This window comes from Exiguobacterium sp. s149, assembly GCF_018618395.1.
In the GTDB taxonomy this organism is placed as follows: domain Bacteria; phylum Bacillota; class Bacilli; order Exiguobacteriales; family Exiguobacteriaceae; genus Exiguobacterium; species Exiguobacterium chiriqhucha.
Genome location: NZ_JACSLZ010000004.1, coordinates 238261 through 251564 on the forward strand (window position 1 = coordinate 238261; position 13304 = coordinate 251564).

A 13304-nucleotide genomic window follows, 5' to 3' on the forward strand; every position below is an offset into this window, starting at 1 on the left:
TAATCAAACTGTCAACTCCCCAATAAACCGCTGTCATTTTTAACACGAACTTCTCGCCATATATGCCGCACAACAGTTATCATAGAGCCATAGGGCGGATGACTCGATGGAGCGCATCCACGCTGAAAGGAGTTTGTCATATTGAAAAATTTTAGAAGTATATTAATCGTTTGGGAAATTGTCACAATTGCCTACACCGTCTGGTCGACCTTTTCCTACTATCAGGACGAAACGGTCTGGTTTCATTTGAGCGGCGGCCTGTTCGTCGCCGGCATCCTCGTCTTCGCCGTCGGGATGTTCTCTCACATGGGCGCGACTGGATTGTTCGATGGATTCATGTACGGCTTCAAGCGCAATCGCCGGGCCAAATTGAAAGAAATCGATCCCGATTACGAGGAAGACGAAGAAGCGACACCGGAAGAACGGTCCGCACAAAAACGTTCGGCGTGGCGTTGGGTATATGTCGGTGTCGCGAGCGTCATCCTTTCTTATGTGGTCACCCTCGTTTGACCTTCCGATTTCATGGTCGATATGCTACACTATGGCTAGAACAATAGGAAACACAAGGATGAAGACAAGTACCTCGAATCCCCTTTCCCCCAGAGAGTCTACGTTGCTGCGAGTAGATGGAAAGCGTCGAGCGAATGGACTTCGGAGTGGCTCGCCTGAACGATAGTACGGCGAGACGGTCACGCCCGTTAACGCGATCAAGTGGCATGAGTTTCATGCAAATTTGGGTGGCACCGCGGTTATTCGTCCCGATTTATCGGGCGGGGAACCGCGGTTTTTATATTCTCTGGAGGTGTAATCATGGCAAAAATCTTTTCTGGCATTAAGCCGACCGGCGTCGTGACGCTCGGCAACTACTTAGGCGCGATAAAACAGTTCGTCGAGCTGCAGGAAGAACACGAAGCGTTTTACTGTGTCGTCGATCTTCATTCGATCACGGTTCAATTGGACCGCGTCGAGTTGATGGACAACACGCGCAAACTTGCGGCACTCTATCTCGCTTGCGGTCTCAACCCTGAGAAATCGACGATTTTCGTCCAATCGGAAGTGAAGGCGCACGCCCAACTTGGATGGATGTTGACATGCATCGCCGGTATGGGTGAACTGAGCCGCATGACGCAGTATAAAGACAAATCACAGAACAGTGAGAATATCGGCGCTGGCCTATTCGTCTATCCGACCTTGATGGCAGCCGATATCCTCTTGTACGGTACGGAACTCGTCCCGGTCGGCGACGACCAAAAACAACACGTCGAATTGACGCGTGATTTGGCCGAACGCTTCAACAAACGATACTATGAGACGTTCACGATTCCTGAACCACTCATTCAAAAAGAAGGCGCCCGCATCATGAGTTTGACGAACCCAGTCAAAAAGATGTCGAAGTCAGACGCGAACGCGAAGGGCTTCATCTCGATGCTCGATGAGCCGAACGTTATCCGTAAGAAAATCAAGAGCGCCGTCACAGACTCGAGCGGTGTCATCAGTTTCGACCGTGAGAACAAACCAGGCATCTCGAACTTGCTTGAGATTTACTCACTCTCGACCGATACCCCAATCACTGAACTTGTCGAACGCTACAAAGATTCGAACTATGGAACGTTCAAGCACGACGTCGCCGAAGCTGTCGTCGCTATGCTCGAACCGATCCAGAATCGCTATCACGAACTCGTCGACTCAACTGAACTCGATGCTATCCTCGATGCGGGACGTGAGAAAGCAGAAGCCGTCGCCAACAAAAATCTCGCCAAAATCGAGAAAGCGATGGGACTCAACCGGAAACGGGCCAAAGTGAAAAAATAAAACATAGCCGCCCTTTGCGTTCAAAGGGCGGCTTGTTCGTGCAATGTGATTTTTCAAACTGAAGATACAAAAAAGAGACAGGCGTCCCCGTCTCTTTTTTGTATGCGTGTTGTTTCTTATTACTCTTTGCCTTCGATAGATGCCCACTTGTACGAGTAGTCAGCGCCGAACGCGTGTTCAACGATTCCTTTAACATATGGCTTCGTGAGGCGAGCCGATCCACGTTGGTAAACTGGCGAGATTGCGTTCTCTTCAAGAACGATTTTCTCTGCAGCTTGAAGGTCAGCCCAACGCTGTGCAGCATCTGTGCTTGATTTCGCAGATTCGATGAGCTTGTCGAATTCTTCGTTCGACCACTTACCACGGTTGTATGGTCCGTCAGTGACGAAGAGGTCAACGAATGTCATTGGATCCTGGTAGTCAGGGCCCCAGCCAGCGAATGTCAACTCGAACTCACCTTTGTTTTCAAGGTCAAGTTTGTTGTTGAACGGTTGTTGCTTGATTGTAAGTGTGATCCCTGGAAGGTTCTTCTCAAGTTCACCTTTGATGAACTCACCAATTTGTTTCGCAGATTCTGAGTCATAGTTGAGGAGCTCGATTTCGACAGAGTCTTGACCGAGTTCTTCAAGTCCTTTTTCCCAAAGCTCTTTCGCTTTGTCCACGTCGTAGCCGCCGATGTCGCCGTTCGCTTCACGGAAGTCTTTACCGTCTGGTCCAGTGACGAAGTCTTTAGGTACGAGGTAGTTGGCAGGAACTGAACCGTTCGCAAGGAGCGTTTCAGAGATCGCTGCTTTATCGTATGCCGCATCAATCGCGTTACGGATGTTTTGGTTGTCGAGCGCTTCAACCTCAGTGTTGAACTGAAGGTAGAAGAGTGTTGGCTCAACGACAGTTGAGAAGTCTTCGTTGTCTTGGTATTGAGCAACGAGTTCAGAAGTCAAACCAGTACGGTCAACGTCTCCGTTTTCGTACAAGTTAACGCCTGTTGAAACTTCTTTAACGACTTTAACGTTGATTTCTTCAAGTTTGACGGCTTCAGCATCCCAATAGTCGTCGTTCTTGACCATTTTCCAGCCTTGCTCGCGCTCCCAGCTTTCGAGTTTGAACGGTCCGTTGTAGAGAGTTGTCTCTGCAGACGTACCGAAGTTCTCGCCTTGCTCTTTGTCGAACGACTCAAGTTTAGGCATGAATACGCCGAAGCTTGTGAGACCGAGGAAGTACTCAGCAGGTGCAGTCAATTTAACTTCAAGTGTCTGCTCATCAGTCGCAGTGACACCGACAGCGTCACGCTCGCCTTCGCCTGTGTTATAGGCTTCAGCGCCTTCGATGATTGACATAACGTAAGCATATTGTGATGCGTTGTCTGGGTTAAGGACTTCTTTCCAAGCGTATTCGAAGTCGTTCGCAGTTACAGGCTCGCCGTTAGACCAAGTTGCGCCTTCACGGATTTTGAACGTGTACGTTTTACCGTCTTCAGAAACTTCGTGTGACTCCGCGATCCCTGGTGTCGGGTTATCGTCTTCGTCCATACGATAAAGACCTTCGTTAACGTTGTTCAAGACGTTGAATGAAACTGCGTCTGTTGCAAGCGTTGGGTTAAGTGAAGGGATGTCTGAGCTATCGAGCAAGTTGAGGACTTGCGCTTCATCAGTATTTTCTGATGCGTTGTTATCAGTTGTTGCTCCCTCTTCTTCCCCTGTCGAACATGCCGCTAGGAATGCGCTAGATAGAAGTGTTACCGACGTTGCTAAAGCAAAACCTTTTTTCTTATTCATTGCGATGACCCCCTGATTTTTTTCGTTTTAACGAAATGAACGATGGTAGAAAATTCTGATAGTTCACTTTACAAAATTTGTTACCACAATCCCGTTGAAGCAATAATACAATATTCTGATAATTTTGCAAAGTGTTTATTTTGATTTTTCTAAAAAATTTTTACTATAGGCTAAAAGCCCGCTTAGGTAGACGGGCTTTTAGCTCATTTTTCATAAACTTTAGAAAATGTTAGGACGTACGAAGGACCGATGACCGGAAAGCCGATTTCCGCATATTTGGAATCGACCGCGTAAGATCTTCCAGCTTGGTAGATTGGGATAACGACAGCTTGTTCCAACAATCGTTTTTCGGCTTGTCGATACGCCTCGTTCCTGTCTGTAATCGCCTCGGTCGTACGTGCCTGTTCCATCAACCGATCGAACGGTTTATCGGCAAATCCGCTCGAATTCAAATAGTTATCTGACTCGAATTGAGTCAAATAGGCGCTGAATGCCGGATAGTCCGGTTGCCAACCGGAAAGGGACAACGCGTACTCGCCTGCGACTTCTTGCCTAACTTTGTCCCCAAGTGGGAGTTCGACGACGTTCACTTGAAGACCCGGAAGTTTTTCAAGTTCCGTTTCAATCGTCTGGGCGATTTGTCGCGCTTCGTCATCGACAAAACTGAGCAACTCGATTTCAATCTCGTCTTCCTCGAGCCGCTCGAGCACTTCCTCGAACAGTGCGGTTGCTTCTCCATCGAGCGAAATGTCGAGTTCCGCTTCATCGGTGACGAGCAATCGTTCGGTCGTGACTTCGACCCGAGCGAGTGAATCTTCCACGGCTTCCCGATTCAAGGCGAGGGCAAGCGCTCGCCGGAAATCAGCATCATCGAACGGATATTCGTCGACGTTCGGCTTCAAATAGAAGACGCCGCTCCGTGGGACGTCGACGAGCTTGCCTTCGAGCAAGTCGATGGTCGCCTCATCCGTGCCGTATGGAATCGGATGGATGCCATCCGGTTCTGAATCCAGCCCTTCATCCGCCAACATCATAATCTTTTCGAGCGTGACGCGATCGGCATCGTAATACGCCTCGTTTTTCGTCAACGTGACTTGGGCCGCATCCAATGATTCGATTTGAAACGGACCGTTCGCATCAAGCTCTTGCCATTCACCGACCATCGTCTGCGGCAAAAAGGCCGGCATCGCTAAAATCTGCTCGAACCCTTCCATCGGTTGTTCGAGTGTCAACTCGAGCGTCCGCGCATCGACCGCCTTCACGCCGAGCGTCTCTGGTTCTTTCGTCCCGAGGCTGATCGCTTTTCCGTTCAGAACGTCCTCCAGGAGGAAACTGAACGGAGAGTTCGTGTCGTCGTCGGCGAGCATCCGGAAATGATCGACGAACGTCTCGGCAGTGACCGTATTCCCGTTCACAGTCTGACTTTCTTTCAACTCGAACGTGTATGTCGCCCCGTCTTCCGACCGCGTCATCGTCTCAACAAGCCCAGGTTCGATCTCGCCGTCTGCACCGAAACGATACAATCCTTCATAAATATGCGATAACACGGTTTGTGAACTTGGGTCGATAGCGAGCAACGTGTTCGGTTGCTCCGGTAACATCTCCCCATGAATCGTCACGATTTGTTCTTCAGGTGGTACTAATTCTCGTGCCTGCTCTCGTTGTCCGTACCATATAACGAAAAAAAGGATAAGGACTGAACTCAACAAGGCGGCACCGATGAAAAATCGTTTCATCTGGCATTCTCCTCTCTGTTAGCTCAACCCTTATACCCTACCCGTTTTTGCCACTTTTTTCTACTATTAGTCGTTTACTTTTGCGAACGCGAGCGTCGCGTTATGGCCTCCGAAGCCAAGTGAGTTGCTGAGTGCGTACTGGATATCAAGTTCCCGATTTCCTTCACGGACATAATCTAAATCACAATCGTCTGCCGGTGTCTTGCAGTTGATCGTCGGGTGAATCCGTCCCTCATGAATCGATAGCGCTGTAATGACGGCCTCGACTCCGCCGGCGGCACCGAGCAAGTGCCCGATCATCGATTTTGATGAGTTAACGGCCAAGTTATGAGCATGGTCACCGAAGACGTTGTGGATGGCTTTCGTCTCCAACATATCGTTGAGCGGTGTGCTCGTCCCGTGAGCGTTGATGTATTGCACGTCTTCCGGACGAATCCCCGCGTCCCGAAGCGCCTCGTTCATCGCTTTCGATCCGCCTTCCGCTTCCGGTGACGGTGCCGTGATATGGTAGGCGTCCGAACTCATGCCGTAACCGACGACTTCCGCATACATTTTGGCACCGCGCGCTTTCGCATGCTCGTATTCCTCGAGAACGAGCACGCCAGCGCCTTCACCCATGATGAATCCGTCACGGTTCGCATCGAACGGGCGACATGCCGTGTTCGGGTCCGGGTTCGTCGATAGCGCTTTGTTGGCACAAAATCCTGAGAACGAAAGCGGTGTGATTGGCGCCTCGGCTCCACCTGCGAACATCGCAAGCGCATCGCCACGTTGAATGACTTTGAACGCTTCCCCGATTGAGTTCGTTCCAGAGGCACAAGCCGTGACCGAACAGTTGCTTGGTCCTTTCGCCCCGAGGTAAATCGAGACTTGACCGCTCGCCATGTTCGGAATCATCATCGGGATGAAGAACGGGCTGATGCGGCGTGGTCCACGCTCATGCAAGATGCTCGCTTGTTTGTCAATCGTCTCGACACCACCAATTCCGCTTCCAATCCAAATCCCGACTTCATCCGCGATCGCCTTCACATCTAGACCGCTATCCCGATGCGCAGCGTCAGCGGCTAAAATCGAGTATTGGATGAACGAATCCATCTTGCGCGCTTCTTTCGGCTCGACCAAGTGGTCGATGTTCCATTCTTTGACTTCAGCTCCGACTTTCGCCGGATATTGGCTAATATCAATCTTCGTTAACGTATCGACTGCATTTTCCCCGTTCAACAGTCGTTCCCACATTGCCGTAACGTCGTTCCCGAGTGGGGATACGACTCCTAATCCTGTGATGACTACTCGTTTCATGCGTTAATCTCCTCCGTGATGTTAGCGTTATTCCATGTTAGACAACTCGCTCCCCAAGTGAGCCCGGCGCCGAATCCGGCGACGACGACCGTCTGACCGTTTGAAATCTTACCGTGTTTGACCGCTTCGGCCAAAGCGAGCGGAATCGAAGCGGCTGACGTGTTCGCATGGTCTTGAATCGTGACGACGACTTTTTCTTCTTGAAGCCCTAACCGTTCAATCGCAGCGTCGATGATGCGACGATTGGCTTGGTGTGGCACGAGCACGTCCAGGTCCTCAATTGACTTCCCAGCTCCTTCTAGTGCCTCTAGTACGATATCCGGCATTTTACGAACGGCGAATTTGAATACTTCACGTCCGTTCATGACGATTTTACCTTCTTCATTCTCATATAAGAACTTTCCGCCTGTACCGTCACTGCCGAGCACGATGGAATCGATGGCGGCCACTTCGTCTTCACCGAGGACGACGGCACCGGCCCCGTCACCGAACAAGACGGCGGTCGAGCGATCGTCCCAGTCGATGAGGTTGCCCATCTTCTCGGCTCCGATGACGAGCGTCCGTTTCAACCCTTTCGCCTGCATCATGCTCTTCGCCGTATCCATCGCGAAGATGAAGCCGCTACAGGCGGCACTGACGTCGAAAGCGACCGCTTGCTTGGCTCCAAGGTTGGCCTGGACGAGACAAGCAGTCGCCGGGAACGATGGCGCCGTCGCCGTCGCGCAAATAATCGCATCGATGTCTTCAATCGAGACACCTGCGCTTTGGAGCGCCCGCTCTGCAGCGTGTGTGGCCATATCGGCGACACTCAAGTCGGCGTCGGCCAAATGTCGTGCCTCGATCCCGGTGCGGGTCCGAATCCATTCGTCGCTCGTATCCATTCGTTTTTCCAAATCGATGTTCGTGATCCGGTTATCCGGAAGGAACGAACCGATCCCAATGATTCCAATGTTCATATTGATGACCCCTATTCTTAGTATCTGGTACTAATATAAGGGAATAAAAAAGGGATGTCAACGCATCCCTCTCGATTATTCACTTTGACCGAGTCGTTTCGTGACGGCCATGACCATTTTCGCCGAGTTGATCGATGCCGTCTCCAAAAATTCGTCGAACGACAAGTTCGCTTCCTCGTCGGCGCTGTCCGAGATTGAACGGGTCACGACGAACGGAATTCCGAACTGATAGCACGTCTGTGCGATCGGTGCGGCTTCCATCTCGACGGCCGCGACGCCTTCGAAATGGCCAAGGATGTCGGCGACACGCTTCGAGTCGTTGATGAACGAGTCTCCTGTCACGATGAGGCCCGTATGCACGTTCACATCGTGGAGGCTCTCAATCACTTCTTTACAGACATCCATCAAATGAGCATCAGCCGTGTACGCTGCCGGCATGCCTGGCACTTGACCGTATTCGTATCCGAACGCTGTCACGTCGACATCATGGTGTCGGACTTCGGTCGAGACGACGACATCGCCGACTTTCATCCCTTTTTTAAAGCCGCCAGCTGAACCCGTATTAATGACGACATCCGGTTTGAACTTGTCGATTAATAGTGTCGTGCCGATGGCCGCGTTCACTTTCCCGATTCCCGACTTCAAAATGACGACTTCGACGTTGCCGAGGTACCCTTCATAGAAGTGATAGTTGGCGATTTCCGTGTCCGTCCGTTCTGTCAATTCGTTGCGGAGCAAGTTCACTTCTTCTTCCATTGCTCCAATGATTCCAATTTTCATGATAAGTGCCTCCTCAGAAAGAGAGCGACATCCATGTGGAAGTCGCTCATTTGTGTTACTTGATTTCTTTGATTTCGACGACCATGTCGCCGCCTGGCGTTTGGACGTTAACGACGTCTCCGACCGTACGGCCGAGGAGCGCTTTTGCAATTGGTGATTCATTCGAGATTTTCCCTGTGAACGGGTCAGCCTCGGCGCCCCCGACAATCGTGTACGTCTCGTTCTCGTTATCTTCTTGAATGAAGAACGTCACGGTCTTTCCGATTGCGACCATCGAGTTATCAGCCACATCGTCTTGGATGATGACTGCGTTACGAAGCATCTCTTCGAGTTGGGCGATCCGTCCTTCGACCATTGCCTGCTCTTCTTTCGCTGCATCGTATTCAGCGTTCTCAGACAAGTCTCCGAAATCGCGGGCAATCTTAATATTCTCAACGACTTCTTTACGGCGTACCGTCTTCAGTTCGTTCAATTCATTTTCGATTTTCGCTTTTCCGTCTAACGTCATGTAATGTTGTTTTTCAGCCATTTCTGTCACTCCTTCATTGTCTCCTAGTATATTACAGAATTTACGAACGGGAAAGCCCATATCCGACACATCCCGTTTTTAAACATGGGATAAACGTGAGTTCGGACGTTCTCCATATCCGACATTCGGTTAAATCTATCGCATAGACACATACAAGTCTCTAAAACACCTTTGTCCACCGACCTTTGAAAATCGAGTCCGGCAGCAGACCGATGATACGATGCTTGTCGTCATGCTAAAGACGCTAAAACATCAAGTAGGCACACCTGTAACGACCTGTGGTAGATGGTCACAGTCCACCAACCTGGGGACCTATAGAGTCTATCTCGGTAGAGGTGATGGCACACTCTCATTTGAAGGCTTGAACAAAACAAAAATGAACTGCGTTCGCACAAGCACTTCAGAATCCCACGGTTTCAATGGTGAGAGTGTCAAAGCTCTTTTAACTAAATTTGGCGAGAATTCTCCCACCTCTAAACGTCGAAGAGGGAAGGGCCAGCGTAGGTGGAAGATGAACCGCCTGCTTACAAATCCTTTGGATATCCCTGTGACAGATATGACGAACAAAGGTTCGTGATTCTGTCAGATTCTCTCGCCCCCACCGCGGGTATCGGAATGGGACGAGACTCATCCTCACACCGCCCAAAGGAGGGACGGACATGCTGAAGGGCTACAAATACCGGCTCCACCCGACGCCGGCACAGGCCGAGTTCCTGATCCGGACGATCGGCTGCGCCCGGTTCATCTACAACAAGCTGCTCGAGGACCGTATCACCATCCACGAGGAGGCGAAGGCGGGCGGTAGGCCGAGACGGAAACCGCCGACACCCGCCTCCTACAAGCCACTGTTCCCGTTCCTGTGCGAGGCGGACAGCCTTGCGCTCGCGAACGCGAAGCTGCACCTCGATGCGGCGTTCGCGAAGTTCTTCGCCGGGACGGCCGGCTTCCCGGTGTTCAAGTCGAGACGGAAGGCGCGCGCGTCCTACACGACGAACAACCAGCACGGAACAATCCGCATCGAGGGAGACCGGGTACGGCTCCCGAAGATCGGGTTCATCCGGTTCACACAGCACCGCAGTTTCAACGGGAAGATCTGATCGGCGACCGTGTCGATGACGAAGACGGGCACGTTCTTCGTGTCGCTCCTCGTCGAACAGAACGACGAGCCGTGGGTCCCCGCCGAGCACAAGGTCGGGATCGACCTCGGCCTCGGGCACTTCGCCGTCACGACGAACGACGCGCTCGTCACGGAGAAGATTGCGAACCCACGCAACCTGCGAAAGGCCGAGGCGCGGCTGAAACGGGCGCAACGCGCGCTCTCCCGCAAGAAGCCGGGCAGCAAGAACCGCGAGAAGGCCCGGCTCCTCCTCGCGAGGAAGCATGAGCAGGTCAGGAACCGGCGCAACGACTTCCTCCACAAGCTGTCGCGACGCATCGTCGACGAGAACCAAGTCGTCGTGGTCGAGACGCTGAAACCGAGGGAGATGATGCAAAACCGCCGCCTGGCGAAATCGATCGGGGACGCCGGGTGGGGCGAGTTCGTCCGCCAACTCGAATATAAATGCAGGTTCTACGGCCGGACGCTGATCAAGGCCGACCCATGGTTCGCCTCGACCCAAGTCTGTTCGAACTGTGGCGAGAACGACGGCAGGAAGGGACTAGACATCCGGGAGTCGACATGCGGCACGTGCGGCGCGCATCACGACCGCGACGTCAACGCGAGCCTCAACCTGTTGCGTCTCGCTGACCGAAACCACCCAGGGCAGGGACTGCCCGACGAGCTTGGTCCATAACCGCGGCTAGTAAAAGCACGGTCTTCCCAAGAAACTCCCACTTCAAGTTGCGAAACAAGCAAGTGGTGAGTAGTTCACATTGAAAACGATTTATTTCCCTTACGCGCGGTTACGTTCTGTCAGCACCCAGCGAATCTTCGTCACGAGCAAATCGATGGCAACGAAGTTCTCGCCGCCTTCGGGCACGATAATATCCGCATAGCGTTTCGTCGGCTCACAAAATTGAAGATGCATCGGCCGGACGACGTTCGTATACTGCGCGACGACCGAGTCGATCGACCGACCCCGCTCATTCAAGTCCCGTTGCATCCGACGTAAAATCCGCACGTCCGCGTCCGTGTCGACGAACACTTTAATGTCCATCAAATCACGGAGACGGTCGTCCTCGAGTGCTAGAATGCCTTCGACGATGACGACATCGACCGGTTCGATCAAAATCGTCTGATCCGAACGTGTGTGTGCGGCATAATCGTATACCGGCTTCTCAACCGCCTTATGTTCTTGTAACTGTTTGATATGTTCAATCAATAAATCGTTATCGAATGCGAACGGATGGTCATAGTTCGTCTTATACCGTTCTTCCATCGTCATCTCTGACTGGTCTTTATAATACGCGTCTTGCTCGATCATGACGACCGATTGTCCTTTGAACGCATCCACGAGCGCGCGGGCCACGGTCGTCTTGCCTGATCCGGTGCCCCCGGCCACGCCGATAATGACGGGTTTATGTTGCATCAAAGTTAAATCCTCCTCATCGTAATTTACGACTGATTGCTAGGCCATCACCAAGGGGCAAAATTGCAGTATGATAATCGGTCCGTGCCATCAATTGCTCAGTAAACTCTTTTACGAGACGGACGAGCCGGCGGCGGCGACGGTCAAGCACTGACACGTCTTCGAGCAGGACGTCCCCTCGTAAAAATAAATTATCGCTGTAAATCGTACCACCAATTGGTACTAAAGCGCCATACCCATCAAAGAATTTTTGATACTGACCTTTGGCCGCATCGATAAAGACCGCATCGAATTCTCCTTCAATCGTCCCAATCAATTCGACCGCATCTCCATGGATGACGGTGATTCGGTCCGATACGTCCGAGCGTCCGATAAAGCCGAGCGCCTCTTCGTGCCGTCGCGCATTCCGCTCGATTGTGACGATTTCAGCGTCCGGTAACAGCTCGGCCATCCGAATCGCGCTATAGCCGATGGCTGTCCCGACCTCGAGGATGCGGGCCGGGCGCTGCAACGCCAGAAGCGACAGCAACACTTCTGAACCGGTCAAGTCCATGATTGGCACGTGGTGTTCTTTCGCGAACGCCTCCATCTCCGCCAAGAGCGGGGACCGCGGCGTGACCAAGTTTTCCACGTAACCTTCATAGGATGAATGTTCCACGTCGTACACCTCAACCTCTCTATTCATTCAAACGACCGGAAGCCTAGGCTTCCGGTCGCATATCCGTCAATTGTTGTTTGCTTCTTCGAACGCTTCCCACTCCGGACGGTACTTGTTCACGTTTTGTTGGTGCGCCTCATATTCCACTTCGAACAAGACTTCCCCGTTCGGGAATCCTTCACGTGGTGGTCGGGCGTAGAAATAAACGTTATCCGTATCGTTCGGGTTGAGTGTGGCGACGAACGCGTCACGACTGACCGAAGCAATCGGCCCGATCGGGATGCCCTCGTAGCGGTACGTGTTATAGAGCGAGTCGTTTTCAAGGTCGTTGAACGATGTGAAAATTGACGTCTCCCCGGTGCCGTACCAGACGGTCGGGTCAGACTGCAACTTCATGCCATCGGCCAAACGGTTTTCGAACACGCCGGCAATCTCTTGCCGGTCCTCTGTCGACACGGCCTCTTTCTCAACGACCGAGGCAAGCGCAAGCGTCTCATGGAACGTACGTCCCGACGCTTTAACCTCATCCCCATACTCGAGATAGAGCTGTTCGGTCGGCTTCAACATCTCATCAATGATCTGTGTGAGTGTGACACCTTTGTCGAACTCATACGTGGCCGGGAACAAGTAACCTTCGAGCGGATGGTAAATCCCATCAGCGAGTACTTCGTCGGTCAACATCTCATGCTCATTGACGAGCGAGCGGATATACTCTTCGTCGCTCAGTTTGGCCGAAATCTCTTCTTTCGGGATTTCTGCAACTTTAGCGAGACGTGAGATGACCTGATCGATTGTAAAGCCTTCCGGAATCACCAATTTGATATCCGGGACAACGATGACTTTCCCAGTTTTCAGCGTGGCGATCAACTCGTCAAGCGACTGTGACGGAGACAATGTATACGTCCCCGCTTGGAACGATGATTCATTTTTAAATCGTGTATAAAAACGGAAAATCGTGCTATTCCTCACGAGCCCATTCTCTTCGAGTAGTTCGCCAATGTACCCTGAACCTGCACCGAGTGGAACCTCGACCTCGACCGATTCGGTCGAAGACGGGTCGACGGGTTCGAGCGATCGTTTCACGAACGCATACGACACCGCGGCACCTGTGGCGATAACTAGAAGAAAGACAGCAAGGATGATGACCGTAATTCGCCGAACGATCCGGTTACGTGCACGCTTCTCATCAAACATCGATGGATGGTTCATGCGCATTTCTCCCCTGTTCTTC

Annotated in this window: 11 protein-coding genes, 1 pseudogene and 1 other annotated feature; of the genes and pseudogenes, 3 read left to right on the forward strand and 9 right to left on the reverse strand. The window is 51.9% G+C overall.

All coding sequences use genetic code 11. The features are described from left to right. Nucleotides 1–141 precede the first annotated feature (141 nt). Both KNP81_RS07860 and trpS read left to right on the forward strand, forming a co-directional pair. On the forward strand, nucleotides 142–510 hold the full coding sequence (locus KNP81_RS07860; protein ID WP_214719524.1) for a DUF3899 domain-containing protein: 369 nt from the start codon (nucleotides 142–144) through the stop codon (nucleotides 508–510). A gap of 46 nt (nucleotides 511–556) precedes the next feature. Then, nucleotides 557–764 (forward strand) — a binding site (T-box leader). Between the two features lie 46 nt (nucleotides 765–810). Next, nucleotides 811–1812 (forward strand): tryptophan--tRNA ligase, encoded by a 1002-nt coding sequence (gene trpS / locus KNP81_RS07865; RefSeq protein WP_214719525.1) that lies wholly within the window; start codon nucleotides 811–813, stop codon nucleotides 1810–1812. Between the two features lie 119 nt (nucleotides 1813–1931). Here the strand turns inward: trpS and KNP81_RS07870 are convergent, their stop codons facing one another. From KNP81_RS07870 to greA, 6 genes are all read right to left on the reverse strand, one after another. Next, the gene (locus tag KNP81_RS07870) at nucleotides 1932–3587 is read right to left on the reverse strand and encodes a peptide ABC transporter substrate-binding protein (RefSeq protein ID WP_214719526.1); all 1656 of its coding nucleotides are present in this window, start codon (nucleotides 3585–3587) and stop codon (nucleotides 1932–1934) included. A 203-nt stretch (nucleotides 3588–3790) separates the two neighbouring features. Then, nucleotides 3791–5323 carry a peptide ABC transporter substrate-binding protein gene (locus KNP81_RS07875; RefSeq protein WP_214719527.1) on the reverse strand — a complete coding sequence of 511 codons (1533 nt, stop codon included), beginning with the start codon at nucleotides 5321–5323 and terminating at the stop codon, nucleotides 3791–3793. 66 nt (nucleotides 5324–5389) lie between these two features. Continuing rightward, a complete protein-coding gene (gene fabF / locus KNP81_RS07880) occupies nucleotides 5390–6622 on the reverse strand; it encodes a beta-ketoacyl-ACP synthase II (protein ID WP_214719528.1) in 1233 nt (410 codons plus the stop codon). After that, nucleotides 6619–7578, reverse strand: a complete 960-nt coding sequence (locus KNP81_RS07885) for a beta-ketoacyl-ACP synthase III (RefSeq protein ID WP_214719529.1) — start codon at nucleotides 7576–7578, stop codon at nucleotides 6619–6621. The genes fabF and KNP81_RS07885 overlap by 4 nt, the downstream gene beginning before the upstream one ends. A gap of 75 nt (nucleotides 7579–7653) precedes the next feature. Next, nucleotides 7654–8358, reverse strand: a complete 705-nt coding sequence (mtnN, locus tag KNP81_RS07890) for a 5'-methylthioadenosine/S-adenosylhomocysteine nucleosidase (RefSeq protein ID WP_021066937.1) — start codon at nucleotides 8356–8358, stop codon at nucleotides 7654–7656. A 55-nt stretch (nucleotides 8359–8413) separates the two neighbouring features. Next, nucleotides 8414–8887, reverse strand: coding sequence for a transcription elongation factor GreA (gene greA / locus KNP81_RS07895; protein ID WP_138859707.1), 474 nt, complete (start codon nucleotides 8885–8887; stop codon nucleotides 8414–8416). Between the two features lie 659 nt (nucleotides 8888–9546). Here greA and KNP81_RS07900 point away from each other — a divergent pair. Continuing rightward, a pseudogene (locus KNP81_RS07900) lies at nucleotides 9547–10680 on the forward strand (RNA-guided endonuclease InsQ/TnpB family protein). Between the two features lie 99 nt (nucleotides 10681–10779). Here the strand turns inward: KNP81_RS07900 and udk are convergent. The 3 genes from udk to mltG form a co-directional block, all read right to left on the reverse strand. Continuing rightward, nucleotides 10780–11415, reverse strand: a complete 636-nt coding sequence (gene udk, locus KNP81_RS07905; RefSeq protein ID WP_214719530.1) for a uridine kinase — start codon at nucleotides 11413–11415, stop codon at nucleotides 10780–10782. Between the two features lie 16 nt (nucleotides 11416–11431). After that, nucleotides 11432–12073 (reverse strand): O-methyltransferase, encoded by a 642-nt coding sequence (locus KNP81_RS07910; protein ID WP_214719531.1) that lies wholly within the window; start codon nucleotides 12071–12073, stop codon nucleotides 11432–11434. Between the two features lie 66 nt (nucleotides 12074–12139). Next, nucleotides 12140–13282 carry an endolytic transglycosylase MltG gene (gene mltG, locus KNP81_RS07915; protein WP_214719532.1) on the reverse strand — a complete coding sequence of 381 codons (1143 nt, stop codon included), beginning with the start codon at nucleotides 13280–13282 and terminating at the stop codon, nucleotides 12140–12142. Nucleotides 13283–13304: the final 22 nt, after the last annotated feature.

Coding starts and splice junctions, on each gene's coding strand:
- trpS (WP_214719525.1), top strand. CDS start 811: ATGGCAAAAATCTTTTCTGGCATTAAGCCGACCGGCGTCGTGACGCTC.
- KNP81_RS07870 (WP_214719526.1), bottom strand. CDS start 3,587: ATGAATAAGAAAAAAGGTTTTGCTTTAGCAACGTCGGTAACACTTCTA.
- KNP81_RS07875 (WP_214719527.1), bottom strand. CDS start 5,323: ATGAAACGATTTTTCATCGGTGCCGCCTTGTTGAGTTCAGTCCTTATC.
- fabF (WP_214719528.1), bottom strand. CDS start 6,622: ATGAAACGAGTAGTCATCACAGGATTAGGAGTCGTATCCCCACTCGGG.
- KNP81_RS07885 (WP_214719529.1), bottom strand. CDS start 7,578: ATGAACATTGGAATCATTGGGATCGGTTCGTTCCTTCCGGATAACCGG.
- mtnN (WP_021066937.1), bottom strand. CDS start 8,358: ATGAAAATTGGAATCATTGGAGCAATGGAAGAAGAAGTGAACTTGCTC.
- greA (WP_138859707.1), bottom strand. CDS start 8,887: ATGGCTGAAAAACAACATTACATGACGTTAGACGGAAAAGCGAAAATC.
- udk (WP_214719530.1), bottom strand. CDS start 11,415: ATGCAACATAAACCCGTCATTATCGGCGTGGCCGGGGGCACCGGATCA.
- mltG (WP_214719532.1), bottom strand. CDS start 13,282: ATGAACCATCCATCGATGTTTGATGAGAAGCGTGCACGTAACCGGATC.